This is a genomic window from Candidatus Cloacimonas sp., from assembly GCA_035403355.1.
Taxonomy (GTDB): domain Bacteria; phylum Cloacimonadota; class Cloacimonadia; order Cloacimonadales; family Cloacimonadaceae; genus Cloacimonas.
Genome location: DAONFA010000009.1, coordinates 25,899 through 51,545, shown reverse-complemented (window position 1 = coordinate 51,545; position 25,647 = coordinate 25,899). Strand labels below are relative to the sequence as shown.

20 protein-coding genes are annotated in these 25,647 nt (G+C 40.6%); 13 read left to right on the top strand and 7 right to left on the bottom strand.

All coding sequences use genetic code 11. The features are described 5' to 3' along the window. The first annotated feature begins 141 nt into the window (after positions 1–141). A complete protein-coding gene (locus PLE33_03935) occupies positions 142–2,883 on the top strand; it encodes a T9SS type A sorting domain-containing protein (GenBank protein ID HPS60394.1) in 2,742 nt (913 codons plus the stop codon). 218 nt (positions 2,884–3,101) lie between these two features. Here the strand turns inward: PLE33_03935 and PLE33_03930 are convergent, their stop codons facing one another. The 6 genes from PLE33_03930 to PLE33_03905 form a co-directional block, all read right to left on the bottom strand. Next, a complete protein-coding gene (locus PLE33_03930) occupies positions 3,102–4,067 on the bottom strand; it encodes a D-glucuronyl C5-epimerase family protein (protein ID HPS60393.1) in 966 nt (321 codons plus the stop codon). Positions 4,068–4,383: 316 nt separating this feature from the next. Further along, positions 4,384–5,172 (bottom strand): metal ABC transporter permease, encoded by a 789-nt coding sequence (locus PLE33_03925; GenBank protein ID HPS60392.1) that lies wholly within the window; start codon positions 5,170–5,172, stop codon positions 4,384–4,386. A gap of 6 nt (positions 5,173–5,178) precedes the next feature. Next, entirely contained in the window at positions 5,179–5,907 is a 729-nt protein-coding gene (locus PLE33_03920; GenBank protein ID HPS60391.1) for an ABC transporter ATP-binding protein, read from the bottom strand. 8 nt (positions 5,908–5,915) lie between these two features. Further along, positions 5,916–6,827 carry a metal ABC transporter substrate-binding protein gene (locus PLE33_03915; GenBank protein HPS60390.1) on the bottom strand — a complete coding sequence of 304 codons (912 nt, stop codon included), beginning with the start codon at positions 6,825–6,827 and terminating at the stop codon, positions 5,916–5,918. Positions 6,828–6,912: 85 nt separating this feature from the next. After that, entirely contained in the window at positions 6,913–7,941 is a 1,029-nt protein-coding gene (locus tag PLE33_03910) for a M14 family metallopeptidase (GenBank protein HPS60389.1), read from the bottom strand. 271 nt (positions 7,942–8,212) lie between these two features. Beyond that, a complete protein-coding gene (locus tag PLE33_03905; protein ID HPS60388.1) occupies positions 8,213–9,469 on the bottom strand; it encodes an FtsX-like permease family protein in 1,257 nt (418 codons plus the stop codon). 525 nt (positions 9,470–9,994) lie between these two features. Here PLE33_03905 and PLE33_03900 point away from each other — a divergent pair. The 12 genes from PLE33_03900 (at position 9,995) to PLE33_03845 (ending at position 23,313) form a co-directional block, all read left to right on the top strand. Then, positions 9,995–10,492, top strand: coding sequence for a sigma-70 family RNA polymerase sigma factor (locus PLE33_03900; protein HPS60387.1), 498 nt, complete (start codon positions 9,995–9,997; stop codon positions 10,490–10,492). 35 nt (positions 10,493–10,527) lie between these two features. Continuing rightward, positions 10,528–10,974 carry a zf-HC2 domain-containing protein gene (locus tag PLE33_03895; protein ID HPS60386.1) on the top strand — a complete coding sequence of 149 codons (447 nt, stop codon included), beginning with the start codon at positions 10,528–10,530 and terminating at the stop codon, positions 10,972–10,974. Beyond that, complete coding sequence (locus PLE33_03890) at positions 10,967–11,419, top strand: hypothetical protein (protein ID HPS60385.1); 453 nt, start codon at positions 10,967–10,969, stop codon at positions 11,417–11,419. Before PLE33_03895 ends, PLE33_03890 begins: the two co-directional genes overlap by 8 nt. Further along, positions 11,416–11,985 carry a hypothetical protein gene (locus PLE33_03885; GenBank protein ID HPS60384.1) on the top strand — a complete coding sequence of 190 codons (570 nt, stop codon included), beginning with the start codon at positions 11,416–11,418 and terminating at the stop codon, positions 11,983–11,985. Before PLE33_03890 ends, PLE33_03885 begins: the two co-directional genes overlap by 4 nt. Before the next feature lie 150 nt (positions 11,986–12,135). Beyond that, positions 12,136–13,203, top strand: a complete 1,068-nt coding sequence (locus tag PLE33_03880) for a histidinol-phosphate transaminase (protein ID HPS60383.1) — start codon at positions 12,136–12,138, stop codon at positions 13,201–13,203. A 207-nt stretch (positions 13,204–13,410) separates the two neighbouring features. Next, positions 13,411–14,055 (top strand): DUF47 family protein, encoded by a 645-nt coding sequence (locus PLE33_03875; protein ID HPS60382.1) that lies wholly within the window; start codon positions 13,411–13,413, stop codon positions 14,053–14,055. Further along, positions 14,056–15,537, top strand: a complete 1,482-nt coding sequence (locus PLE33_03870; protein ID HPS60381.1) for an inorganic phosphate transporter — start codon at positions 14,056–14,058, stop codon at positions 15,535–15,537. Next, entirely contained in the window at positions 15,534–16,436 is a 903-nt protein-coding gene (locus PLE33_03865) for an AEC family transporter (protein ID HPS60380.1), read from the top strand. Before PLE33_03870 ends, PLE33_03865 begins: the two co-directional genes overlap by 4 nt. Before the next feature lie 133 nt (positions 16,437–16,569). After that, positions 16,570–17,865 (top strand): asparagine synthetase B, encoded by a 1,296-nt coding sequence (locus tag PLE33_03860; protein ID HPS60379.1) that lies wholly within the window; start codon positions 16,570–16,572, stop codon positions 17,863–17,865. A gap of 6 nt (positions 17,866–17,871) precedes the next feature. Continuing rightward, positions 17,872–18,774: an MlaD family protein gene (locus PLE33_03855; protein HPS60378.1), complete on the top strand. Its 903-nt coding sequence runs from the start codon at positions 17,872–17,874 to the stop codon at positions 18,772–18,774. An 8-nt stretch (positions 18,775–18,782) separates the two neighbouring features. Next, positions 18,783–21,803, top strand: a complete 3,021-nt coding sequence (locus PLE33_03850; protein HPS60377.1) for a BamA/TamA family outer membrane protein — start codon at positions 18,783–18,785, stop codon at positions 21,801–21,803. A gap of 28 nt (positions 21,804–21,831) precedes the next feature. After that, complete coding sequence (locus PLE33_03845; protein ID HPS60376.1) at positions 21,832–23,313, top strand: leucyl aminopeptidase; 1,482 nt, start codon at positions 21,832–21,834, stop codon at positions 23,311–23,313. A gap of 573 nt (positions 23,314–23,886) precedes the next feature. Here the strand turns inward: PLE33_03845 and rpoD are convergent. Then, positions 23,887–25,626 (bottom strand): RNA polymerase sigma factor RpoD, encoded by a 1,740-nt coding sequence (gene rpoD, locus PLE33_03840; protein ID HPS60375.1) that lies wholly within the window; start codon positions 25,624–25,626, stop codon positions 23,887–23,889. Positions 25,627–25,647: the final 21 nt, after the last annotated feature.

Sequence of the window (25,647 nt, the reverse complement as noted above, 5' to 3'; positions counted from 1 at the left end):
TTACCGGAAATCTTATGCAGATGTTATTTCGGTTCCGCTCTTTTCATATAATGATAGTGGTCATTGTAAGGAGAGCGGTGTATTATATGGTCAATCAGGAAAACAATTTTTTACTACTACCTACTAATAAGGGAGATTAAAATGAAAAAAACACTTGTAGTTCTGCTTGTTGTTTTAGCGATGAGCAGTTTTCTCTTTGCCACGGAATATACCATTGTAGATGGCACCTCTAATAGCTATCATGTTCCCGTTAACGGAAATTCAAATTATGGATGGAGCCGATTTATTTTTACAGCAACGGAGATGAGTAGTGCTGGAATAACCGGTTCATTTACTATTTATTCCATTGCTTTTAAAGTTAACAATGATGTTTCCGATTATACTATGGATAATCAGAAGGTCTATTTTGGTTACAATTATAGCAGTACCCTATCTAGTTCAACCAGTTATCCCAATCCCGGGGGCAGCACTTCATTTACTAAGGTCTATGATGGCAGTATAACTTTTGCCGGGCCAGGTTGGATGGAGATAGTTTTAACCACGCCTTTCAATTTTACCTGGGATGGTTATGTGGGCTTAGATATTGTTTGGGAAAACAGAGATGGCAGCAAAATCAGCAGTGGTTATCCCAAGTTTTATTATGCCTCTAAAAGCAATATGGCAGTTTACAAAGAGTCCGGAACCGGAACTACTTTTCCAAACACCACTGGAGCTACTTCCAACAATCATCCCAGCTTCAAAATTATCACTCCTCCAACGCAAGCACCCAATCCTGCTATAAATCCTGATCCAGCAAATCTTGCCACCGATATAGCAATTGACAAATATCTTAAATGGTCCAGCGGAGGTGGTTCACCTCTTAGTTATAAGATCAATTTCGGAACGGATAATCCCCCTACCAATATTGCCTTAAATCAAGTTGTTACTACTACCAAATACACACCGGCAAACAGATTCAATTACAGCACTACCTATTACTGGCAAGTGATACCTGTTAATATTATTGGTGAAGCGCAGAATTGTCCTATATGGAGTTTTACTGCAGTAGCCGATCCTGCTATTGCCACTTTTCCTTATCAGGAGAGTTTTGATAGTGCTGTTCCTCCCAATAGTGATTGGTTAACAAGAACCGGTGTTTTGCAAGACCCCATTTCTTTAAATCCCTCAAGTTTATGGGAACAGGATGACTGGCTGAATATTACCGGAACGGATAAAGCAGCCAGATTAAATATTTGGGGTTCAATTAACGGGTGGTTGATTTCTCCTCTTTTTAATATTCCGGATGATACCTATTATCTTTCTTTTGATTTGGCAGTGCTAAAATATAATCAAACCCCAACCGGAACGCCTCCAGTTTATGCTCCTGATGATAGAATTGCCGTTTTAATTGGTGATGGATATAGCTGGTCCACAGCCAATATTGTTCGGGAATGGAATAATACGGGTTCTTCTTATGTTTATAATGATATCAGAATCAGTGGAGAAAAAGTAGTTATTCCTTTAGCAGGACATAGTGGACATTGTAGATTTGCATTTTATGTTGGTTCAACAATATCTAATGCAGATAGTGATGTTATGCTAAATAATATGGAAGTTGCTGCTTTCACTAATTGTCCATCGGCAGCACTGAATCCTATTCCTGAAAATAATGCTCAAAATGTAGCTCTGAATACAAAACTGTATTGGGATGCGGGAGCTAATGCACCTGTTTCCTATAAATTATATTTGGGACAAACCCTTCCCGGAACACCTGTAGAATGTTTATCGCCACATTACACTCCATCAGCTTTTGCTTATGGAACAACATATTTCTGGAAGGTAGTTCCTGTAAACCAAATTGGGGATGCCAATGAATGTCCTGTATGGAATTTTACTACCACCGGAACAACCGTAGTTGATGCTGGAACTGTTACTATTAATGAAGTTCCTGTAAATCCCAGTGTAGAAATTTCCGGTTTGGAAGGTGAAACTGAAATAACTGCCGTTGCCAGTTTAGCTTCTGAAGGAATTGGTTTACCCAATGCCGGGTTAGTTATTCAGTTAAGCAGTTCAGGGGTTAATCTTACCGGTAAAAATATCGCGATTACTCATTCGCTTGGCTTTATTCCTGCGCAGATTGCCTATCGGATTTTACCAAGTGAAACATATCAGATAATTTCCAATCCGGGAACCTGGACAGCTGAAATAGTCAGCTTTATCTTGGAAGCCAAAGCCAATGGTGATGTGGATATTGTTTTTCCCATAAATGCAGAATCCACTTTGCCTGTAGAGCTTTCGTATTTTAATGCCATTTACGCTACCCAAGGTTATGTAACTATTAGCTGGGTAAGCCAATCGGAAACAAATCATAGCGGTTATAACATTTTGCGTAGCGAAGATAGAAATTATGCAAATGCTATTAAGATAAATCCAGTTTTAATAAACGAAGGAATTGAACTGGGAACGCAAACCAGCTATAAATTTACTGATTCTGAATTTGCTTCTAATACGGTATATTATTACTGGTTGGAAAGCATTGCGTTAAATGGTGAAACGCAATATTTTGGTCCTGTTTCCGTTACAACTGGAGAAAATGGTTCTGAACCCGAAACTCCTGAATTTCCAATCGTAACCAAATTGTATAATGCCTATCCCAATCCTTTTAATCCCAATACAGTTTTAAGCTACAGTATCCCGGAACCGACGACTGTAACTTTGGAAATATATAATTCCAAAGGACAAAGAATACGCTCGTTTACAAACACTCACAATTCAGCTGGAACTTTTAAAACGAACTGGGACGGCAAAGATGATACCGGTAAAACAGTTGGCAGTGGAGTTTACATTTACCTTATGAAAACTGATAATTTCCAGCAAAGCAAAAAGATGCTAATGACTAAATAGGAACTCTGGAAGGAGAGCCAAGTTAAAGAATCCCGGGTGAAATGCCCGGGATTTTTTTTAGCCACCGAAAACAAATAAGCCACCGAGGACACCGAAGACACCGAAGTTAGATAAGCCACCGAAGGCACCGAAGACACCGAAAACAAATAAGCCACCGAAGGCACCGAAAACACCGAAACGAGCTTATAAAGAATTCATTAACCCGGCTGTCCTGATGGCTATAATTCTCTATCTTTCTTGGGCTTTAAAAAGAGGTAGGCAATTAGATACAGAATTGCCCAGCCAAAGAGAAAACCAATTATTCTTCCCGGCTGGAAAGGACTGAAAAACTGGAACAGGACAAACTGTTTGTTATTAGCTTTATAGGTTTGGATATAGGGAGTGAAAACAGAATCCTGCGTGGCAGCATTCACATCTTCCAGAAGCGAAACAAGTTCTATGTGTTCAATGCGTTTGTTTTTATAGTGATATTTATCGTCCAGCAAGTTTTCCTTTGCCAGCTGCGGCAGCTTTGCCTTCAGGGCAATAGTGCCTTGTTGAAAAAGTTTTAGCGACAAGCTATCTTCTACCAATTTTTGATATTCGGCAAGATTTGCCAGGGTTTTCAGCATTCCGTAAAGAGAATAGGGTTCAGTAGGAAATTCCTGAAACCAGATACCCCCGTCTTTTTCGTAAAAGCTGAAATTGCCTTTTTCAGGTTGCAGGTTATAGAGCATTTTTTGGGCTTTAATAAAGGTTTCCGGATTATGCAGGTTACCAGCTCTTTCAGCCAAAGCAAGCATAGTTGCACTATTGCCTGCAGCACTATACCAGGGTTTTTTTAATCCTACTTTCGGATAATCATAATTATCAGGAATATTGCCGTTTGCATCCAGATTATCTTCCAGCCATTTACTATAAAGCAAAAAGGCATTTTTTCGGGTTTCCTCAATGCGGGTTTTATAGAAGCGGGAGGCCTGAGAGGCAATAAGTTCAGGATTATAAACCTTTCCTGCAGAAGGATAATATTGCATCGGAATGCCGTTTTTATCCATTGTCGGGAGCTCCACAAAAGAGCTGCCAAAAATACTTAAAGAGGTTTTGTTCCAAAAATCGGCAAGCATAGTTTCTCCTACCTGCCAAATTATTGAGGCAAAAACAAGACCAATTAACAGAGGTAACAGATGTCGGGCTAAATTCTTCATAATTTCCTTCCTTTTCCAGGAAAAAAGATATCGGGTCGGTTTTTAGAAATGGTTGATGAGGACATCAACCTTCCGGGATTTGGTTGACCGGGACATCAACCTTCCGGGGTTTTGGTTGACCGGGAGGTCAACCCTCCAGTGTTTGGTTGATGAGGACATCAACCTTCCGGGGATTTTGGTTGATGAGGACATCAACCTTCCGGGGTTTTTGGTTGACCGGGAGGTCAACCCTCCAGTGTTTAGTTGACGGGGACATCAACCTTCCGAGTTTGGTTGACCGGGAGGTCAACCCTCCAGTGTTTAGTTGACCGGGACATCAACCTTCCGTGCATAATAAAGATATAAAATAGAGAAGCGCTTCAAAAACAACAATACAAGCTCCGGTAGGTAAATTCAGCTGAAAACTAAAATAAAATCCTATAAAAGCGGAAAATATAGCCACCAGGATAGAAATAAATATAGCTTTAGAAAGCTGATGGACAAAATTAAATGCAATCACTGCAGGCAGAATCAGCTGAGCCGTAACCAGAATTATTCCCGCGCTTTTAACATTGATAACGATATTGGCAGCCAAAAGCAGCATAAAAATCAGGTTTACCAGGTCTGTTTTAATCCGATAGACCTTTGCCATTACAGGATTGTAAGTTAAATAGAACAGTTCCTTATAGAAAAAACAGACGAAGGCAATGTTTAAAACGGATAATACAACCAGGGAAATTACTTCGCTTTTGGTAACCAGCAACACATTGCCGAAAAGGTAGCTGGAGAGGTCAAAACTGTAATTTTTAGAAATAGATATCAGGATTATACCCAGCGCCATACTTAAGGACAGAAATATAGTTATCGTATTGGATTCCTGAATGTTATGCTTCTTTGCCAGCAAAGTAATTCCCAAAGCAATCAGCATCACAAAAAACAGGGTTGTTACAGTTAAATTCAAACCGGTTATAATAGCCAAAGCAATTCCGGCAAAAGCAATATGGGAAAGCGCTTCACCCAAATAGGATATCCGCCGGAGAGTGACAAATGGAGCAAACACAGCCAAAGAAATTCCCGATAGTAATGCCCCTAAAAAAGCGTAAATCAGAAACGAAAAGCTAAACATTTTAGTTTAATAATCCTTTTCAATAATCCGCAAACTATCACCAAAGGTCTTATGAATCACATCTGCATCAATAAGTTCAGTTTGGCTATGACAATGCAACCGGCGATTTAAGCAAACCAGAAAACTGCAATATTTGGAGAGAGTAGTTAAATCGTGAGAAATGGTAATAATTGTTTTGCCAGCGCTATTCAATTCTTTCAGCAGAGCAAAAAAACTTTCCACGGAAGGACGGTCTAAGCTTGCCTCCGGTTCATCCAAAATTAAGTATTTGCTTTCAGTAACAATGGCGCGGGCTAAAAAAACTCTTTGTAATTCCCCTCCGGAGAGTTTTCCCATCAATTCTTTTGCCAGATGAGCAACTCCTGTTTGTTCCAATGCTTCCATTGCTTTTTGTTTATGATTTTTATTAAAATGAGCCCCTAAGGGAAGCTGACCTGCCAAGCCCATTAAAACAATATCCAAAGCGGTTGCCGGAAAGGCATTATCAAATTCCTCATATTGGGGCAGATAACCAATAGTATTATTTTTCAGCCAGTTATAGTGCTCTACTCCATCAATCAAAATGCTGCCTTCTTTCAGTTCCAATAAGCCGAGTATCAATTTTATCAAAGTTGATTTTCCGGCTCCGTTAGGACCTATAATAGCGGCAAATTCACCCTCAGCAAGTTCCAGAAAAATATCTTCCAGAATTATCTTGCCGTTTATTTTGTATTGCAGGTCTTTAATTTGAATCATTAGTGTTGCTAAAATCCCATTTTCATCTTTTGCCAGTTATTATCTATCAGCTGCGTAATGGTTTGTGCCTTGCCGTCACTGCCTAAAGGATCAAGCGTGAGTAATTTCAAGCTAAATTCTTGGGCAAGGGTTTCCCCGGCTCTTTTATCCATTTGCGGTTCCAGAAAAATGGCTTTTACATTATGTTCTTGTATTATCTTACCCAAGCGAGAAAGGTCTGCAGGAGTGGGTTCTTTACCGGGACTTTCCTGCACAAACCCCAATTCCTCAAGATTATATTCCTGCAGAAAATAGTGGAAAGCATCGTGATAGGTAATTATTGCAGGATTATCATACTGGGCTCTTTCTTTCTCAATTTTGGCACTTAAATCACCAAGTTCCTGCTGCATTTTTTGAGCATTGTTTTTAAATACATAAGCGGAATTGGGAAACCGGGTGCTAAGTTCTTTTTCCAGAAAACCAATCAGGCGAATCATTAAAGCGGGAGAGGTCCAGAGATGAGGATTTTGACCGTGATGATGATGTTGTTCAAGATGCTCAGGATTATCTTCTTCCGGGGACAATTCTTTTTCCTCCGGAGGGATAAGGTCTTTCAACAAAGTGGCTGCCTCCACATAGACATCTTTTCTTTCCCTGAAATTCTTTTCCAGATTTGTTTCCAATCCTAAACCATTGGCAAGAATGAAAGCAGCGGAATGGAGATTTTTCAAATCGGCAGGACGCGGAGACCAGGTATGAGGAGAGGCACCTGGAGGTATTATACATTGCACTTCAAATTCATTTCCCGCAAGTTGTTTTAGGACAAGTTCGTAGGGATGAATGGAAGCTAAAAGCAGCGGTTTTTTTTCTGCACTTTCCTTTTTTTGGCAGGAAAGAGTAAAGAGCAGTGCGATAAGCACAATCCATTTAATTTGCCTCATTTTGTTACCTCCCGAGCTTTGAGTTACACTACGGACATAAATGTTAAGCTATAATTATTAGTAATGCTAAAGTTTATTTTCAGTTTCATTTCGCTTCCTGAGTTTCCAGCTCTGTAAAAACATTCATCATCGCTTTCACATTTTTTGCTACAACCTTTTCCAGCATTGCGTTGGAGGGATGGATAATGCTTTGTCCGCGTTTATTTTTGCCTCCAATTTCCACTAAAAAAGCCGGAGTTCCATACCGGTGAAAGAAATAATTACGCGCATTGCCAACTTCAGAGGTGGAACCTGTATAGACCTCATAATTTCCTTTCAAATAGTCCTTTTTAGCAGAAGCAGCATAAACAGCGGCTAAAGAAGATGCCTTTTGAAAAAGCTCCGAGCCGTTTCCCTTGGCAGGCAGGAATATTTTTTCGCTGCTAACGCCGGAAATGGAACTATGCAAGAATATTGCCAAAGCAAAGTTTTGTTGTTGAGCCAGCGTGATGATGGCTTTTATTTCACTTTCGGAGGAGGGTTCAGAACCCTTATAATAGGGGCTGTTGCTTTCCATTTCCGTATCCAGTTCCCAGAAAACAGGATAATTACGGTTTAAATCTACTCCGTCGGTGCGTAAATCAAGCTGATGATTATTATTGGTATCGCGGTTATTTTTGCGTTTATTTCTTAGTATTCCGGAACTTACAATCCTAAAGCCCTCGGGATTCAAAGTGGGAATTATCCAAACCTGGTAATGCTCTAAAAGATGAGATTTATTTTCCGCATTTGAGTAGCCGCTTAACAACCTTTCCGCCAAAGCAAGCGAAATATTAACTCCCAAAACTTCTTCACCGTGATGTTGGCCAATTACCAAAATTGCCTTAGCAGCATCTTTTTTCCCTAATTGCAAAGCATAAACAGGTAGATTTTCAGCGTTACTGAAACCGATAATCCTTTTTTCGGCATATTCCGGCTTAATTTGCACGATTTGATCCAGCTCCGCATTCAGCTCTTCTGCCTTAATGTATTTGGAATCAAGAGGATACATATTTCCCTTTGCCTGCACGCAAGAAAACAGGCAGGGTAAGATAAGCAGCCCGAGAATTATCGGTAAAACATCTATAGTTTGCATAGTTACCTTTTTTTTCGCAAACGCTCTTGGCGTCAAGAAGAAATGAAGAAAACGCTGAAGAAATTGGAAGAAAAGGGATAGGTTGCCTGGTAAAGGTGATATCGTTTTGCAAATTTAACTGCCTTCGCAGGATGTATTTTCTAAAAAATTCCTTTCCTGGCGGGGATATGCATCTTGTATCATTCCCATATCGTTCCCATATTGCGATACGGGAAAGATACGGGAATCTATTTGGCAAAATATCGGGAGCGAATTATAAAGGGAAAGGGGTTTATACGGCTCGTTTAATTAGTTCTACCGCGTTTATTTTGCTGAGACGCTTAAGAGGCAATAGCACGCTTAAAATGGTTATAATATAAGCTACAACGACTATCAGGGCATAATCTGTGAACAAAAATTTCACGGGAAGAATAATTGCCTCGCCGCTGCCAGAACCCAATTTTATAATTCCCGTATATTTTTGGATGAGCAGTAAAAACGAGCCCAAACTAAGCCCAACTATAATTCCTACGGAACATAAAAAAAGCGCCTGCAACAAAAATAAGCCCTGCAGGTCTTTATCGGTTAAGCCCAATGCCTTTAGCAGCCCCAGTTCCCGTTTCTTTTGGGAAATAGTTTTCAGCAGGTTTCCCGTTAAATTAAAGCTGGCGATGATAAACATAAAAAGCATAATTACAAACATCAGGAATTTTTCAAAGCGGATGGCAGCATAGAGATTGGGATCAAAACTGCTCCAATCCTCAATCTGATAACCCGGAAAGCTCTTTTTTAGAGAGGACATAATGTTCTTGGATAAAGAGGTTGTAACAGGTTTCACTTCAATATAATCCGCTTCACCAGGCGAATAGGAAGCAAAAAAGGCAGCCGTGTTTATGCTCATAAAACTGAAATTTTGGTCGTATTCGGGCATTCCTGCCGCAAAGATTGCCTGCACTTTCAGAAAACGAATATGAGGGATCATTCCAAAAGCGGTTGGAATATTGAAAACAGGAGATAAAACCTGAATTTCATCTCCCAAATATACCCCCAATTGAGAAGCTAAACCAGCCCCTAAAGCAATTCCTGAAGCGTTAAATGTTTCGGGAACAATATCTCCCGCTAAAATGCCCTGGATTATTTCTCTGTGCGGATTATCCGCTATCCGCAACAGGGAAGAAACTTTTTTGTGTCTATCAGGTTCAATACCAAAACACAATGTCGGTAAAATAACCTGCCCTGATTTTAATAAAAGTTCATTGCGAATTACGGGACTGGCAGCAAATTTCATATCTTGCAACTGGTTACAGAGAACAGGATAGTCCTTAACGGTGGCTCCGGCATCTGCTGTAATGCGAACCTGAGAAAAAGTGCCGGTGATCCTGTTATAGATATCGGAACGAAAACCATTCATTACGGAAGTTACACAAAGCAGAGCTAAAACGCCCAAAGTAATACCAATCAGGCAAAGATAATGCGTTTTGCCGATGCCTTTGCTTTTGCGTCCGCTTAAGTATTTGCGGGAGAGATAAACAATGCTTTTATTAATCATCTTAGCTGATACTTGTAATTGAAAATGTAGAAATTGGTCAAGGTTTGTTTTTGGGTAGTTTTGAAAAAACAGGAAGAACAATGTCCTCGTCGTTCAGCAGAAAATAGCAATCAGGGTGGTTGACCAGGAGGTCAACCCTCCGGAGGACAATGTCCTCGTCGTTCAGTAGAAAATAGCAATCAGGGTGGTTGACCAGGAGGTCAACCCTCCGGAAGATGAAGTCCTCATCGTTCAATTGCTACCAGGGTTTTTTATCCGGAAGAACGACGTCCTCGTCGTTCAAAAGAAACAAGGTTTTTTCGGTAACGAAAATAGCAATTAGGGTGGTTGACCAGGAGGTCAACCCTCCGGAAGATAATGTCCTCGTCGTTCAGTAGAAAATAGCAATTAGGGTGGTTGACCAGGAGGTCAACCCTCCGGAATAACAATAAGTTCCGGCTACATTAGCAAGTTTTATTGCAGGTTTGGTCTGTTTTTTGCACAACAGAAATTAAGAGAATAGAAAAAAAGAAAAAAATAAGCGAAATGAAAAAAGAACACTTTGAGGCATTTTTAACAACCAACGAAAAGCGCATCTATCATTATGTTCTAACTATATGTGCTAATGAGCAGGATGCCTTAGACATCGTGCAGAATGTTTTCCTGGCGGTTTACCAAAATCTGGAACGCATTGATGAAAACACTGCCCTTGCCTATACTTACAAAACTGCGCACAATAAATGTCTCAGTTTTCTGAAGCAGAAATCCCGCTATGTAAATTTGGAGCCGGATAAATTCAACCAAATTCCGGAAAAATCTGGCAATCCCGGCAAACAGGATTTCTCTGTCTTAAAAAATGCTATCTCCGCTTTGCCTCCGCGTTTGGCAGCCGTAATTCAATTACAGTATTACGAAAAAATGTCCTACAAAGAAATTTCTGCTACTTTGGGGATTAGCATAAAAGCCGTGGAATCATTGCTGGTAAGGGCAAAAAGGATTTTGAGGAAAAAAGTTTTGCAGGATAGTGAGCAGGGAAGAGTATAATAAGTGGAAACAAAATTTGATAAAGGAGCAGAAAAATGAGATGCAGTAAAGCTCAACGCTATCTGGAAAAAAAGCTTGATGGCGAACTGGATGACCGTTCCGGAATAAAACTTTTATCCCATCTGGATCAATGTCCTGCTTGCAAAGCTTATCTGAGAAATGCTACCAAACTGAAGCGGATGCTTTCTGCTCTGCCCCAAGAAGAGTTTCCTGCCTGGGTTCACGGACAAATTATGGATAAGGTGCACCGTCTTGATAATCGTCGTCCCGGGTTTTTCCGTCGCTATAAACTTACCCCCGTTACAGCAATGCTCACTATTGCTTTAAGCTTATGGGCTGGCATTAAAGTCGGCTCCGTCAGCTATAATATTGCCAGTCCCGCAAAAGAAGAAACCACTATTTACACTTCCGTTGCTTATGGTGAATTTGGTGAAAACACAATTTTGGACAACATAACGAAAAATGGAGAACAAGGTGAGTAAACGCTGGTTAATAATAATTCTGCTGATTTCGGTCAGTTTCAATCTTGCCGTTATTGGCAGTTTCATTTATTTGCATTGGTTTCACCCCCATCCTCAACCACCTGTAAAAGAAGCAGAAATGCGTGGTCCTCATCCTCCTTTTGGTCACCCTCCTTTTGAACGGGATGAAGAAATCGGGAAGCTAAGGAATCAATTTGAAAATATCAAACATTCCTTAATGCTGGAACTGGCAAAAGACCCCGTAGATATGACAACAGTTAATGTTTTAATTGATTCTTCCCTGGTGGCGCAAAACAATCTGGAAAGAAGATTGGCGGAAAGAATGGTTGCCTATCGTAAGACCTTAACAGCAGAAGAAGCAAAAGAACACTTCCAGCGCCGAGCTGAATTTGCCAAAAAACGCTTAAACAGAAAAAATATATCCCAAGACAGGAGAAACAAATGAAAAAAATAATGTTCCTAACCCTTACCCTGATATTTGTTTGCGGTGCCTTACTTGCCCAAACAAATGCCCCTAAAGATCGCTCTAATTCAAGAGCCAAGACAGAAGAAATTAAAAGCCCGAACCCCGAAATGACTATGCAGAAATGCCTTGAGGAATTGAAACTTACCGATGCTCAAAAGAAAAGATTTGAAGAGCTGAAAATCAATTTTGAAAAGACCAAAAACACTTTGCAAGCCGAAATTGAAAATTTAAGAATTGACTTACAGAAGGCATTGAGAGATGAAAACTACCAGCGCGCAAAGGAATTGAACAAACAAATTACCGCAAAACAAAATGTCTTAGCCGATGCTAAAGTGGATTTTCTGGCTGATAGAATGAAAGAACTTACTGCTGAACAAAAAGCAACCCTGAAAAAAAATATGCCCCAGTTTCAGGGTGGTATGCATAAACAAAAATTCAATAAAAATGCTGAAGAATTCAAACAGCAGAATAAGGAAAATTGTAATGAATGCGGCGAATGTGAATTCTTCGGAATGCCGGAAGGAAAATTACCTCCCAAAAAATAAACTGAACACAAACAAGCCCCTAATAATCCCTCCTCAGCAACACACAGACAAAGCCACGGGTACTCCTCCCGTGGCTTTTTATTAATTGCGAATTACACTTTTGCTTTTTCCCTGTTTCAACTTATAATATTCATAAAAGGAGAGAAAATAATGCCCTATTTCCGGAGTGATTTGCAGAATAAAAAACCCTCTAAAATTAACGTTCCCGTGCGGAAAAGAATGATGTGTTTGAACGAAAGCTGCCTAAATCCCTATCAGGCAATTATGCAGGCATTTTTAGCCAAGATGGATAAAATTGAGCTAAACCGTTATCTCTCTTCCGTTACCGATGAACTGCATTCAGCGTTAACTTCCTATATTGGCAATCGGTTAAATAAAGAAAATGTGCTTTGGGGAAATGGCGCTGACGATATTTTATACCATATTTTTCTGGCAGTGCGCGAAACCGATAATTCCTATGCTGTTTCCCTGGCACCTTCCTATTTTGATTATCAAACCTTTAGCGCTATGGTGGGTCTGAAAATGTGCGTATTGGATTTGAACGAAGATTTCAGTTTCTCCACGGAAAAATATCTTGAACTTGCCGGTAACCCCGATTGCCGTTTAGCCGTGTTATGCAATCCTAATAATCCTACCGGCAATTTGTTTTCCGAAGAGCAATTATTGCAGATAATTGAAGCTCTGCCAGAGAAACTGGTGCTGGTAGATGAAACATATTTTGAATTTTCGGGTAAAACTCTGGCAGGAAAATTAGGGCAATATCCCAATTTGATTTTAGTGCGTTCTTTTTCCAAGGCATTTTCTGCGGCGGGATTGCGTTTTGGCTATGCAATTTCTTCAGCGGAAAATATTTATGAGCTTTCTAAAGTGCTTACTACCTTTCATACTTCTATTTTGAATCAGGTTTTTGCCCTCACTATTCTGGAAAACCGGGAGATATTTCAAAACCAGGTGCAACAGACAATTAAGCTTCGGGAAGAGCTTTTTTCCACCTTAAAGACAAAAGAAAATATCAAGGTTTATCCCTCTGCTACCAATTTCCTCACTTTTTCTCTTTATGAACGAACTCCTGAATTCTTTAGCTATCTTTTAACGAAGGATATTGCCGTGCGGGATGTGGGCTCTCATCCGCGTTTGCAAAATTGCTTAAGGGTAACTGTTAGCTGCAGGGAAGATGTTGATGCGTTTGTTAGTGCGATAAGACAGTTTTGGTCTTGAGGTCTTGGGGGCGAGGGGTCTTGAGGTCTTGAGGGCGAGAGGTCTTGAGGTCTTGAGGGCGAGAGGTCTTGGGGGCGGGAGGTCTTGAGGGCTTGGTTTTCACTTCACTGGCTAACCTTTTTTATTTTCCTGCTTGACAGAAAGTAGTGCCTCTTTTTCTGGTTAATATCATAAAATTGATGAAATTATAACTCTCAGGGAGAGAAGATGGCTTTAATTTTAAAAACTACCCGGTTTATTGAAACGCAAATTGATGCTTTTCTGGATATTTTAAGCGATTCCTCTACCACTTTTGAGCTGGCAATTGAAGATTATCTCAATAACCGGATTGACCAATTTGAAAACCGTCTTGCCCAAATAAGGGAAAATGAACATCGGGCAGATGATTTAAGAGTTAGCATTGAACGCTTTCTTTATGAACGCACGCTGATTCCTGAAAACAGAGGTGATGTTCTTGCTATTTTGGAAAATACCGATGAAGTTATTGATAATATTAAGGATTCGCTGGTGCAGTTTTCCATTGAACTGCCCCAAATTCCTAATTGCTTAAATGACCTGTGGATGCAAACTACTAAGTCCTCAAGTAATGCTGTAGAACAGCTTTCTTTTGCGGTGCGTTCTTTTTTTAGAGACCTGGCTGCCGTTAATAATTACATTCATAAGGTCTATTTTTTTGAGCGCGAAGCAGATCACTTAGGGGAACGATTGCGGAGGGAAATATTCAATATGGATATTGAACTCTCTCAAAAAAGTCAGCTGCGTTATTTTGCCAATCATATAGAAAAAATTTCGGATTACGCACAAGTTGTTTGTGACCGTCTTTCCATTTATGTAATTAAGCGCCAGCTCTAAATGATATTTATCTATTTACTCAGCGGACTTTTTTTAGGTTGGTCTTTAGGGGCTAACGATACAGGCAATATTTTTGGTGCTGCGGTAGAAACCAGAATGTTGAAATTCAAGACCGCTGCTTTAATTGCCTCTATTTTCATCTTTTTAGGAGCGGTTTTGGAGGGCAGCGGTCCTTCCGGAACTTTGGGTCGTTTGGGTAGTGTTGATGCTTTAGGAGGTGCTTTCACAGTTGCCCTGGCAGCTGCCTTAACAATTACCGCTATTGTTAGAACAGGCATTCCGGTTTCCACCTCCCAAACAATTGTAGGTGCAATTATTGGCTGGAACTATTTTTCAGGTCGGTTAACCGATTATCGTAGTTTACTAACTATTGTTTCCAGCTGGGTTATTGCCTTTGTGCTTTCCGGAATTATTGCTGCTTTGCTTTTCTACTTAATTCGTCCCATCATCAATAGGGGTAGGATTCATCTTTTGGAGCAGGATGTTTATACGCGTTTGGGTTTAATTGTAATTGGGGCTTTTGGTGCTTTTTCTTTAGGAGCCAATAATATTGCTAATGTTGTTGGGGTTTTTGTGCCGGTAACTCCTTTCAAAGATCTTAATTTAGGTGGTTTTACTCTTTCGGCGGTGCAGCAGCTCTATATTTTAGGTGCAATTTCAATTATTGTAGGAATATACACCTATTCTCAAAAAGTTATGCGAACCGTGGGGAAGGACATCTTTCATCTTTCTCCTGTAACTGCTCTCATAGCTGTAACGGCTGAAGCGATTGTGCTTTTTATCTTTGCCTCGCGGGGGTTGCAAAATCTGCTTTTGAGTATAGGTTTGCCTCCCCTTCCTTTAGTGCCTGTTTCTTCTACTCAAGTAATCGTTGGAGCGGTTGTGGGAATTGGTCTTGTGAAAGGTGGCAAGAATATTCGTTACAATATCTTAGGCAAGGTTTCGCTGGCTTGGATAGCTGCCCCGGTGATTGCTTTTGTCTTTGCTTTCATTGCTTTGTTTATCGTTCAGAATGTTTTTGAGCAAACTGTCTTTCAGCAAACGGTTTATACTTTCAACCGCATAACTATTCAGCAAATAGAAAAAGAAGGGCTGGATACAAGCCATCTCTCATCTGTTAATGGTCATAGATTTGATAGAGAGATGGAGGTGTATAAAGAATTAGGGGGCGAGAAATATTTTTCGCGTTCCGAAATGCTGAAAATTATTCGCATTGCGGAAGTGTATCCTTTGCAGGTAAACACGAAACTGCTTTTGGATAAAGGGTTGGCAAATCATTTTAGTCAAAAGCAGCTGGAGGCACTAATAAAACTGGAAAACAGAGAATTCAAACATAAATGGCAGCTGGAAGAAACGCTTTCCCAAGACCCTTCGTGGCAAAAAAGGAAAGAGCTTGGCGAAAGAGATAAACTTTACAATCAAAACCTGGAAGAGCAATTTAACCTGCTGTTTCGCACCTTCTATTTTCCACCTTCCCGATGAATCCTTTTATTGAAAAGATAATTCCCCTCATTCTGGCTTTTTTTATCGGTATTGCCTTTAAACTGCTGAAACTATTGTCTAAAGATGATGCTCCAGTGCTTTTACGGGTAGTGCTGAATGTTTGTTTACCCGCGTTAACGATTATTGCAATTGCGAACATTCAGCTGCAAGCGGAGATGGCATTAATTCCTTTCACGGCTGTTATCGTGGTTTTTTCAATGTATTGCATCTCCCGCATTACAGGAAAATACTTGAAGATGGAGAAAACCACTTTCGGCAGTTTTCTGGTGGGTACAATGATTATGAATACAGCTTATGCTCTGCCTTTTTTCTTTGCCGCTTTTGGCAATGAAGGACTTGCCAGAGCGTCGCTGTTTGATATTGGCAATACCTTTATGATTTTTACTTTCACCTATTACAATGCCATAAAATATGGAGATAACGGAAAAACAGGGAAAGTTGAGTGGAAGAAGTTCTTGCGTTTGCCTCCGTTATGGGCTTTGGTAATTGCCCTATCCTGGAAATTATCCCGGCTGCCGATGCCTCCTCTGGCTTTAAACTTTTTGAATTTGCTGGGGCAACCAACCGTGCCTTTGATGATGATCGCCCTGGGGCTATATTTTAATCCCCGACGCTGTAATATCGGGAAAGCAGCAATTGCCATTTTCATTAGAATGGGCGTGGGCTTGGGAATTGGAATTGCCCTTTCTGCTCTTTTGGGTTTAAAAGGAATAACCGGAACGGTAGTAACTGTTTGTTCTGCTTTACCTATCGGTTTTAATACTCTTATTTTTTCCAATCTGGAAAATTTGGATAGAGAGTTTGCCGCTACGATTGTTTCTATTTCCATTTTTATTGCTTTGTTCTATGTTCCTTGGCTAATTTATTGGTTTAGCTGAAAGGAATGAAGAGTTGGGTGGGAAGTGTTTTCGGTGGGGATGAGATTTATCTTGACATCAGAGCACAGTATTGCGTTTTAGGACTTAAAAATAAGCTTTATAAATGCTAAGCCGGTATAAGGAGGATGAATCCTTGTTCAGAAAAGCATTGGTGTGTGCAAGGGGGAAAGGGAAATGGTCTATTCTGCTGATTTTCACAATATTATGCAGCGGGATAGCTATGCCCGTATCTGCTGAAATATTAATTCCGATGGATAACACCCAGACCAATCACCTGAAAGCTTATGGCATTGCTTTTGCCGGATTGAAAGAACATCTTGTCGGCAGGTGGCTGTTAAACTATCGGGGAGGCAGTTTTCTTTTTCCCGATTCGGGTAATTTAACAGCTCTCTGTAATATCCGGGGGGTTCGTTACGAGAATATATCCTCCTCTGCCATCGCGGCAATTTTAACAGAAATTCAGGCAAACAATATGGAAAGCATTGCTCTGGAAAAAGAACCTAAAATAGCGGTTTATATCCCTCCGAATGCTCTTCCCTGGGATGATGCTGTAACTATGGCTTTAGATTATGCCGAAATTGAATATGATCGGATTTGGGATGATGAGGTTTTGGCAGGTAAGCTTCCGGAATATGATTGGCTGCATTTGCACCATGAGGACTTTTCAGGTCAGTATGGCAAGTTCTATGGTTCCTATAGAAATACCAGTTGGTATCAGAATGATGTGCGCGTAAATGAAGCAATGGCAGCTAAACACGGTTTTGCCAAGGTTTGGCAATTGAAACATTCAGTAGCGGAAAAAATACGCAACTATGTAATAAACGGCGGTTTTATGTTCGCTATGTGTGCAGCTACGGATACTTATGATATTGCTTTAGCAGCCAAAGATGTAGATATTGTAGATGCTGCTATTGACGGTGATGGCATAGACCCCCAATATCAAAGTAAGCTGGATTTTTCCCGCACTTTTGCCTTTGAGAATTTTACTTTGCGACCCAATCCCTATGAATATGAATTTTCCGATATAGATGCCAGTGATTATTCCAGTTTACGAGGTCCCGAAGCAGATTATTTTCAGCTGTTTGATTTCAGTGCAAAGTATGATCCTGTGCCCACAATGCTTACTCAATGTCATACAAATGTAATTAACGGTTTTTTAGGGCAGACCACTTCCTTTTTTAAAGACAAAGTGAAGAAGAGTGTAATTATTTTGGCGGAAGTTCCTGGTCAGAACGAAGTTAAATATATTCATGGCAATGTTGGTAAAGGCACTTTCACTTTTTATGGCGGTCACGATCCTGAGGACTATCAGCATAAAGTAGGTGATCCGGAAACAATCCTGGAACTGCATAAGAATTCTCCCGGCTATCGTTTAATCCTGAATAATGTCCTTTTTCCTGCTGCGGAAAAGAAACAGCTGAAGACCTGATAGGGAATGAAGAAATTTTATCCTAACCTGCGCAGCGTGCAAATAAAAACGGGTATTTGGACTCTTATTATCTGCATTATCCTGGTTTTAGGTTATTTATGGCTAACCAGCCGTTTAGCTGTAAGCTCACAGTATGAACTGCAAATTGCCTTTCCGGATGTGATGGGTTTGGAAATTGGCGATAAAGTAATGTATCGCGGAATGGAAGTAGGCAGAATTAAAAGCATAGCTGCCAGCCAGGATAGGGTTATTGTTACTGTCAGCATCAAAAGTGAAATACTGCTGAAAGAAGGAACTAATTTTCAGGTAGCGGATAGCTCTTTGATGGGAGGAAAAGCACTAAACATCATTCCAGGAACAGGAACAGCACCTCTGAACCGAAAAATATTGCAGAGAGGCAGTTCTCCGGAAGGTATGATGGCTTTAATGAGTAAGGCATCAGCCGGTTTGGATGAATTGAAAGCTACTTTGCAAATCATAAATTCTCCCCGGGGGATAATGCAAAGCTCTCAAAAGTTACTGCAAAATGCCGATAATACAGTAACAGAAATTAGCGGCGCTGCTAAAGAGACAAAGCAGGAACTTGTTATTACTTTGAATAAGATTGAGCAGTTAACTTCTTCCCTGCAGGAAGTGGTAGCAGAAAATAAAGAACCCTTAAAACTTACTATTGCAGAAAGCAATTCCGCTCTTAACAATCTTTCCGGAACTTTGGATTCTTTAAGGATTTTGGCAAATAACCTGAATCGTTCTGCCAAAACTCTTACGGAGAGCGAAAGCACCGCCGGTTTATTGTTGAATGACAAGCAGTTATATGAAAAAATTGATGCTGCTACCGATAATCTTAATGCCCTGCTTAAAGATATTCAAGAAAACCCCCAAAAATACATTAAATTCAGCGTATTTTAGGATAGATAATGAAAAAACCGCTTAGCTGTTTGATAGTCCTTTGTTTGTTCTACGGCGCTTGTTTTGCCTATAGTTTTGGCCAAAATAAAGTTAATTATGCTCCTCAGGAGTTCTCCACAATTCAAACGATGCATTTTGATATCTATTTTCCGGCGGGGGAGGTTCAGTTTGGACGCACGGTAGCTTTAATGGCAGAGGATGTTTATTATTATATCAAGGCGGAATTTAAAGTTCCAATTTTAACCCGGATACCGATTGTCTTCTATAGCACCAAGACGGAATTTTTGAGCACTAACATCACCTACAATCTATTAACAGAAGGCATCGGCGGTTTTACCGAAAGTTTACATAATAGAGTTGTAGTTCCCTTTGATGGCAGTTATGCTGCTCTGGAAGAACTATTGGCGCATGAATTGACGCATGCCTATATCAATGCGATGGATAACCGCTATATGAATCCCAATTCAATGTTGAGGCCTACTTCTTTTCCTTTCTGGTTTTCTGAAGGGCTTCCGGAATATCTTTCGGTAGGCGGCGAAGATGACTATAATAATATGTATCTTTTGGATATGGTGATAAATAACAGCATTGGCAAATTAAGCAGAACCGATGGCTATTTGGCATACCGGATGGGTGAAAGTTTTTTAACCTTCATTGCTGAACAATGGGGAAGAGAAAAGGTCTCTGAGTATTTTTTCGCTATTCATGCAGCATATAACATAGACGAAGCAACCAAAAAGGTCTTCGGAATGGATTTTAACAATCTGGAATCGCGTTGGTTATTTCAATTGAAGCGGGATTACTATCCGCTTATCAATAATCACAGCATCCCGATGGAAAAATTTGAGCAGAGAACAGAGCATAAAAAAGACGGTTCTTACTTTAATTTGGCACCCCGTTTTTCTCCCGACGGCGAGCGTTATATATATTATTCCAATGCTGAAGGCAGATATAGTATTTGGTTAGCAGGAACTCAGGGATTAGCAGAACCACAATTGATTTTTAAAGGTGAGAAAAGCAGCCAGGCAGAGGAATTTTACTATTTGCGTTCAGCTCTATCCTGGTTTCCTGATAATCAAAGAATTGCTTTCGCAGTTAAAACCGCCACCGGTGATAAAATCCAGATTTTGAATGTGAACAGTAAAAAAATAGTGCAAACCATCAGCATTCCTGAACTGCAGGCAATTTACGAAACGGATGTTGCTCCCGATGGAGGGTCTCTTATTTTAGCAGGACAAAAGAATATGCAGGCAGACCTGTATCTTTATGAACTGCAAACAGAAAAGCTAACTCAATTAACCGATGACAGTTATGAAGATACCCATCCCCGGTTTTCTCCTGATGGAAAATACATTGCCTACGATAGTGAACGCCAAACAGAGCAGCGAGAAAATAACTACGGTTTGTTTGCTAACCTGAAGCGCGATATTTTTACCCTCAATCTTGAGACCGGAGAGATTGTGGAACGCACTTTTGAAAACTACGATTGCTTTAATCCTCTTTGGGCTGAGAACGGAAAGAAGCTTCTTTTCCTGTCCTATAAATATAACCTTGCCAATTATGAAGTTCTGGATTTGGAAACGGGACAGCGAGCTGAATTAACCAATTGCATTGCCGGTATTATGAATGGCGATATCAGCTTGGATGATAATTATCTGGTAATGAGTAACTACTTTGACGGTGCCTGGGATATCTATTTTGACGACAACCCATTGGATAATTTAGTTTATACGGAAAGCAGTCCGCCCCAAAGTTCGGAACGAGAAGACAACCTTTTTCAGGAGATAGACCTTAACCGGTTAAATTACTACGGTAAAAGGACAAAAGCACAGCGTCCGGAAAGAAATCAATTTGCACAACAAAATATTCGCCGTCCCCGTCTTTCCAATTTTGAAACGGATAATAGCGATACTTTGAAGTATGTTCCAGATTTTTCCTGGGATGATAAACCGGATTCAATTTCTGCTATCCCCCAAATAAATAAGTATAAAACCAAATTTGCTTTGGATAGTATCTGGGGCGGTTTGGCATATTCTTCCTACGCGGGAACCGTGGGAGCTTTAGACCTCAGTTTGAGTGATTTAATGGGCAATTACGGAATAGGCATCAGTTTGGGTATTTCAGGAAAAATTGAGGATAGCAATCTCTTTCTCTCCTTTTTGAACTTAAAACACAGAGCAGATTATGGAGTAGGGGTTTATAACTTTTATGACGAAACCCTTTACCGGTATTATGAAGCAAGCGACTACCATTACCTTCGCTTGCGAGAACGCGAATTGGGAATGCTGTTAATTTACCGGTATCCGTTCAGTCGTTTCTGGCGGATGGAATTTGACAGCCAATTATATTATGTAAATCAGAAATGGGACTATTTGCCTCCGGAAAATGTAGAAAACGAGAATTGGATTATGAATGTGGAAGAAGATACGGATACTGTTATAGCCCCGGGCATAGCTTTTGTTCACGATAATGCTCTTTATGGCTCTACAGGACCTATGATCGGCTGGCGGCTATATTATCTGATGAGGAAAAGTTTTGCTAAAAACGAATTCAATTATTATACTAATTATCTTGATCTGCGCAGCTACAACTATTTTGAAAAACGCTATTCTCTGGCTTGTCGTTTATGCGCAGGAATTAGTACCGGAGAATCACCTCAACTTTTTAATCTTGACGGTTTGTATGGTGTGCGGGCATTAAATGAAGATATAGACGGAGAGAAAATGATTTTGGGCTCTGCCGAATTGCGTTTTCCCTTCTTTGATTACATCAATCTGGCATTCCCCGTACCTTTGGAATTACGCAATATTCGGGGTAGCGTTTTTGCCGATATTGGAACTGCCTGGAATAAAAATTCCGAATTTAGGGGTGTGATTGACGGCAAACTAAACGATATCAAATTTGGCTATGGCTTCGGACCGCGTATTAACCTGGGTTATTTTGTTCTGAAACTGGATATTGCCTGGCTTACCGACCTTTCCCGTATTTCCAAACCTATGTATTATTTAAGCTTAACTGAGGATTTTTAAAATCAAATATAAAAATAAGGAGTTCATAATGAAGATTGACATCATCCGTAAAGTTCCCGAAGATATGGATTGCCTGATTATCTTCCAGGATGAAAATGGTCGTTTGGATAGCGTGGAGTTACTTCCACCGGAACTGGCTAAATTGATTCAGGCATATATCAAAAAGGAGGATTACCAATTTGCGTATGCGAGTTTGGCAAACTTCACTGTTATTAACGGAACGCAGAGGCAAAACATCATTCTTTTGGGTGGAGGCAATAAAAACGAACTTAATACCAATAAGGTTCGCCAGCTTTTAGGTTCTGCCATTCGTTTAGCAGGCAAGCTGAAGGCAAAACAAATCTTTCTGTTTCAAGGTTTTAACTGCCCTATTTCGGAAGTGGCTTTTGGACATGTATTGGCAGAAAGTGCTCTGATTGTTTCCTACAGGTTTAATAAATACCTCAGCAAAGGGAAAGACGATAGCGAAATAGAAGCTTTGCATTATATGTTCCTGTCCAAAAATACCCGCCATTTGAACAGAGGTATTGTGGAAGGACGTATCTATGCCGAAACAACTAATTATGCCAGAAATCTGGTTAATGAACCGGCTAATGTAATTACTCCCGAAACCCTTGCTGAAACAGCTAAACAGGCAGCGCTGCAATATGGGTTTTCAATTGATGTACATTCCCTGGATAAACTGAAACGCATCAAAATGGACGCCTTTTTAGCTGTGGGACGCGGTTCAGTTCATGAACCGAAACTTATTATTATGCGTCATTTGGGAAATCCTGACCACCATCAGGATACAATTGCTTTAATTGGCAAAGGCATCACTTTTGATAGCGGCGGCTATTGTATTAAAAGTGCCCAGGGAATGTCCAATATGAAAGACGATATGGGTGGTGCTGCAGCAGTTCTTGGAGCTATGAGTGCCATTGCCTCTATGAAACTGAAAGTTAATGTAATCGGCATCATTGCTGCCTGTGAAAATATGATTTCGGGAGATGCTTATCACGCTGGAGATGTTATTACTTCTATGAGCGGAAAAACTATTGAAGTAGTAAATACCGATGCTGAAGGACGCTTAACTTTATGTGATGCAATCCACTATGCCATAGAAAAAGAACACGCAGACCGCATTATTGATATTGCCACTTTAACAGGAGCAGCAGTTAGCGCTTTGGGAAATAGATATGCTGCTGTGCTAACTAATAACGAATCCTGGCTGGAACAATTGAAAAATGCTGCCGCTTTTACCGGCGAAAATATTTGGCAACTTCCCACTTGCGAAGAATATAAGGATCTGCTGAAATCCGAAATAGCCGATCTGAAAAATTCCGGAGGTCCCTTTGCCGGAGCTATTACCGCAGGTCTGTTCTTAAAAGAATTTGTTCAGGATAAACCCTGGCTGCACATTGATATTGCCGGAACTGCCTTTGTGGATAAGGAAACGGGAATTTTTCCTTTCGGTGCAACCGGATCCGGCGTCCGTTTGCTAACTACTTTACTAAAATATATGGAGTAAAATCACAATTCTTTACGGAAGAACGGCATCTTGTCGTTCTCTTGGGTAACCTCTGTTTGTTCGTTACAGGGTGCCTTTCTGTAAAGAAAGAGAGTGCAAAAGGAGGTTGACCGGGAGGTCAACCTTCAGGGAAAGGCATCCTCCGGCTCCACAAATCGGCAGAACGACATCTTGTCGTTCTCTTTGGTGACCCCTGTTTTTCCGTTACCGAGTTCCTTTCTGTAACGAACGAGAGTGCAAAAGGAGGTTGACCGGGAGGTCAACCTTCCGGAAAAGACATCCTCTGTCTCCACAAATCGGAAGAACGACATCCTGTCGTTCTCTTTGGTAACCTCTGTTTTTTCGTTACCGGATGCCTTTCTGTAAAGAAATAGAGTGCAAGAGGAGGTTGACCAGGAGGTCAACCTTCCGGAAAAGACATCCTCCGTCTCCACAAATCGGAAGAACAACATCCTGTCGTTCTCTTGGGGAATCCCTGTTTTGCCGTTACCGGGTGCCTTTCTGTAAAGAAATAGAGTGCAAGAGGAGGTTGACCGGGAGGTCAACCTTCCGGAAAGGCATCCTCCTGTTACCCTATTTTACATGGAAGTTATCCAAAAACTGCTGTAAAATTGCCGCTCGGGAAGGATGGCGAAGTTTCTTCAGTGCCTTATCTTCAATCTGGCGAATGCGTTCCCGGGTAACCTGAAAAATACTGCCCACTTCTTCCAGCGTTCTATGATAGCCGTCATCAATACCAAAACGGAGGCGAATAACTCTTTCTTCTCTTGGAGTTAATGTTTTCAGAACTTCATCCACCTGTTTTTTCAGGAGTGAGCGTTCTGCCATTCGTTCCGGAGAAATAATTGTCCTATCCTCAATAAAATCGCCCAGGATGCTATCTTCGCTATCGTGTCCGATGGGCTTATCCAAAGAGACAGGTTCTTTACTGATTGACATAATGTTCTTAATTTTTTCCACAGGGATATCCAGCACTTCGGAAATTTCTTCGGGGTAGGGTTCGCGCCCCAGTTTTTGCATCAGGCGTCTGCTGGTTCTGTTAATTTTATTGATGGATTCAATCATATGCACAGGAATGCGGATAGTTCTTGCCTGGTCAGCAATGGCTCTGGTAATTGCCTGACGAATCCACCAGGTAGCGTAAGTGCTGAATTTATAGCCCTTACGGTAATCATATTTTTCTACGGCGCGCATCAATCCTGTATTGCCTTCCTGAATAAGGTCTAAAAATTCCAGTCCGCGGTTATTATAGTGTTTAGCGATACTGATAACGAGACGGACATTAGCTTCAATCATTTCATTTTGGGCTTTTTCTTTATTGCGTTCGGCACGGTCAATTTCCCGCAGCAGGAAGATCAGTTCGGTGCCGGTCATTTTGGTTTCCAGTTCCACGCGCCGAATTTTGCGTCTGGCATTTTTAATTTTGCGTAAGGTCTCCACAAAGACATTGGGGTCAATTCCTGTTTCGTCCAGCACTTCCTGAAAGTCCTCATCGCTTTTTTTGGCACGGCGTCCATACATACATATTTCATCAATGGTATAGCGTTTGATGCGGGTTAAGTTATTGATGCTGTCATAGCTTTCTTCAATGCGTTCAACCAGAGAACGGATGCGGTAAACCATTCGTTTAATAAGTTTGTCGTTATAGGCGAGCTGCATAAAAGTATTCACAATCTGAGCCCGTAAATCATCAATTTCTTCTTGTCTGCTGGAAGTGCCGGTATCATCAAATTCGCAGTTATCCAGAATATTGCCTACTTTTTCAAATTTCTCTTCGTTATCCTTAAGGATTTCTTTGAATTTATCTATAATTTTGGCATCCTGGTTTTTATCTATCCAGGTGCTGATATCCACTTTGAAGATTTGGTCTAAACGCACCCTGCGTTCCCGGTAGCGATGCAGGAAATTATACATTTCCCGCAAAGTGCTGCCGCATTTGAACACATTTTGATTGATCATTTTTTGATAGGTCTCAATCTTTTTAGCAACCCGCACTTCGCCTTCTCTATCCAGCAGAGGAACCCGTCCCATTTCTCTTAAATACATTCTTACGGGGTCATCGTAATAGCGTTTGTTTTTGTATTTTTTAGTGGTTGCTGGTTTACGAATAGATGCTCCGCTTTTAGTAATGCGTTTTTCGGTTTCGTCAATAATTTCTATTCCATCCTGCGATAAATCAAAGATAATATCATCCACTTTATCCAGAAAGAAAGGGCTGGGGGGCAGAATATCGTTAATTTGCTTAAAGGTGATATAGCCGGATTCTTTCCCCAATTCCACCAGTTTTTTTAAACACTCGTTGTAAGTAATCATTTACACTCCTTGCAGGACCCT

Excerpts from the sequence above, each read along its gene's own strand:
- PLE33_03935 (HPS60394.1), top strand. The coding sequence starts at position 142 with ATGAAAAAAACACTTGTAGTTCTGCTTGTTGTTTTAGCGATGAGCAGT.
- PLE33_03930 (HPS60393.1), bottom strand. The coding sequence starts at position 4,067 with ATGAAGAATTTAGCCCGACATCTGTTACCTCTGTTAATTGGTCTTGTT.
- PLE33_03925 (HPS60392.1), bottom strand. The coding sequence starts at position 5,172 with ATGTTTAGCTTTTCGTTTCTGATTTACGCTTTTTTAGGGGCATTACTA.
- PLE33_03920 (HPS60391.1), bottom strand. The coding sequence starts at position 5,907 with ATGATTCAAATTAAAGACCTGCAATACAAAATAAACGGCAAGATAATT.
- PLE33_03915 (HPS60390.1), bottom strand. The coding sequence starts at position 6,827 with ATGAGGCAAATTAAATGGATTGTGCTTATCGCACTGCTCTTTACTCTT.
- PLE33_03910 (HPS60389.1), bottom strand. The coding sequence starts at position 7,941 with ATGCAAACTATAGATGTTTTACCGATAATTCTCGGGCTGCTTATCTTA.
- PLE33_03905 (HPS60388.1), bottom strand. The coding sequence starts at position 9,469 with ATGATTAATAAAAGCATTGTTTATCTCTCCCGCAAATACTTAAGCGGA.
- PLE33_03900 (HPS60387.1), top strand. The coding sequence starts at position 9,995 with ATGAAAAAAGAACACTTTGAGGCATTTTTAACAACCAACGAAAAGCGC.
- PLE33_03895 (HPS60386.1), top strand. The coding sequence starts at position 10,528 with ATGAGATGCAGTAAAGCTCAACGCTATCTGGAAAAAAAGCTTGATGGC.
- PLE33_03885 (HPS60384.1), top strand. The coding sequence starts at position 11,416 with ATGAAAAAAATAATGTTCCTAACCCTTACCCTGATATTTGTTTGCGGT.
- PLE33_03880 (HPS60383.1), top strand. The coding sequence starts at position 12,136 with ATGCCCTATTTCCGGAGTGATTTGCAGAATAAAAAACCCTCTAAAATT.
- PLE33_03875 (HPS60382.1), top strand. The coding sequence starts at position 13,411 with ATGGCTTTAATTTTAAAAACTACCCGGTTTATTGAAACGCAAATTGAT.
- PLE33_03870 (HPS60381.1), top strand. The coding sequence starts at position 14,056 with ATGATATTTATCTATTTACTCAGCGGACTTTTTTTAGGTTGGTCTTTA.
- PLE33_03865 (HPS60380.1), top strand. The coding sequence starts at position 15,534 with ATGAATCCTTTTATTGAAAAGATAATTCCCCTCATTCTGGCTTTTTTT.
- PLE33_03855 (HPS60378.1), top strand. The coding sequence starts at position 17,872 with ATGAAGAAATTTTATCCTAACCTGCGCAGCGTGCAAATAAAAACGGGT.
- PLE33_03850 (HPS60377.1), top strand. The coding sequence starts at position 18,783 with ATGAAAAAACCGCTTAGCTGTTTGATAGTCCTTTGTTTGTTCTACGGC.
- PLE33_03845 (HPS60376.1), top strand. The coding sequence starts at position 21,832 with ATGAAGATTGACATCATCCGTAAAGTTCCCGAAGATATGGATTGCCTG.
- rpoD (HPS60375.1), bottom strand. The coding sequence starts at position 25,626 with ATGATTACTTACAACGAGTGTTTAAAAAAACTGGTGGAATTGGGGAAA.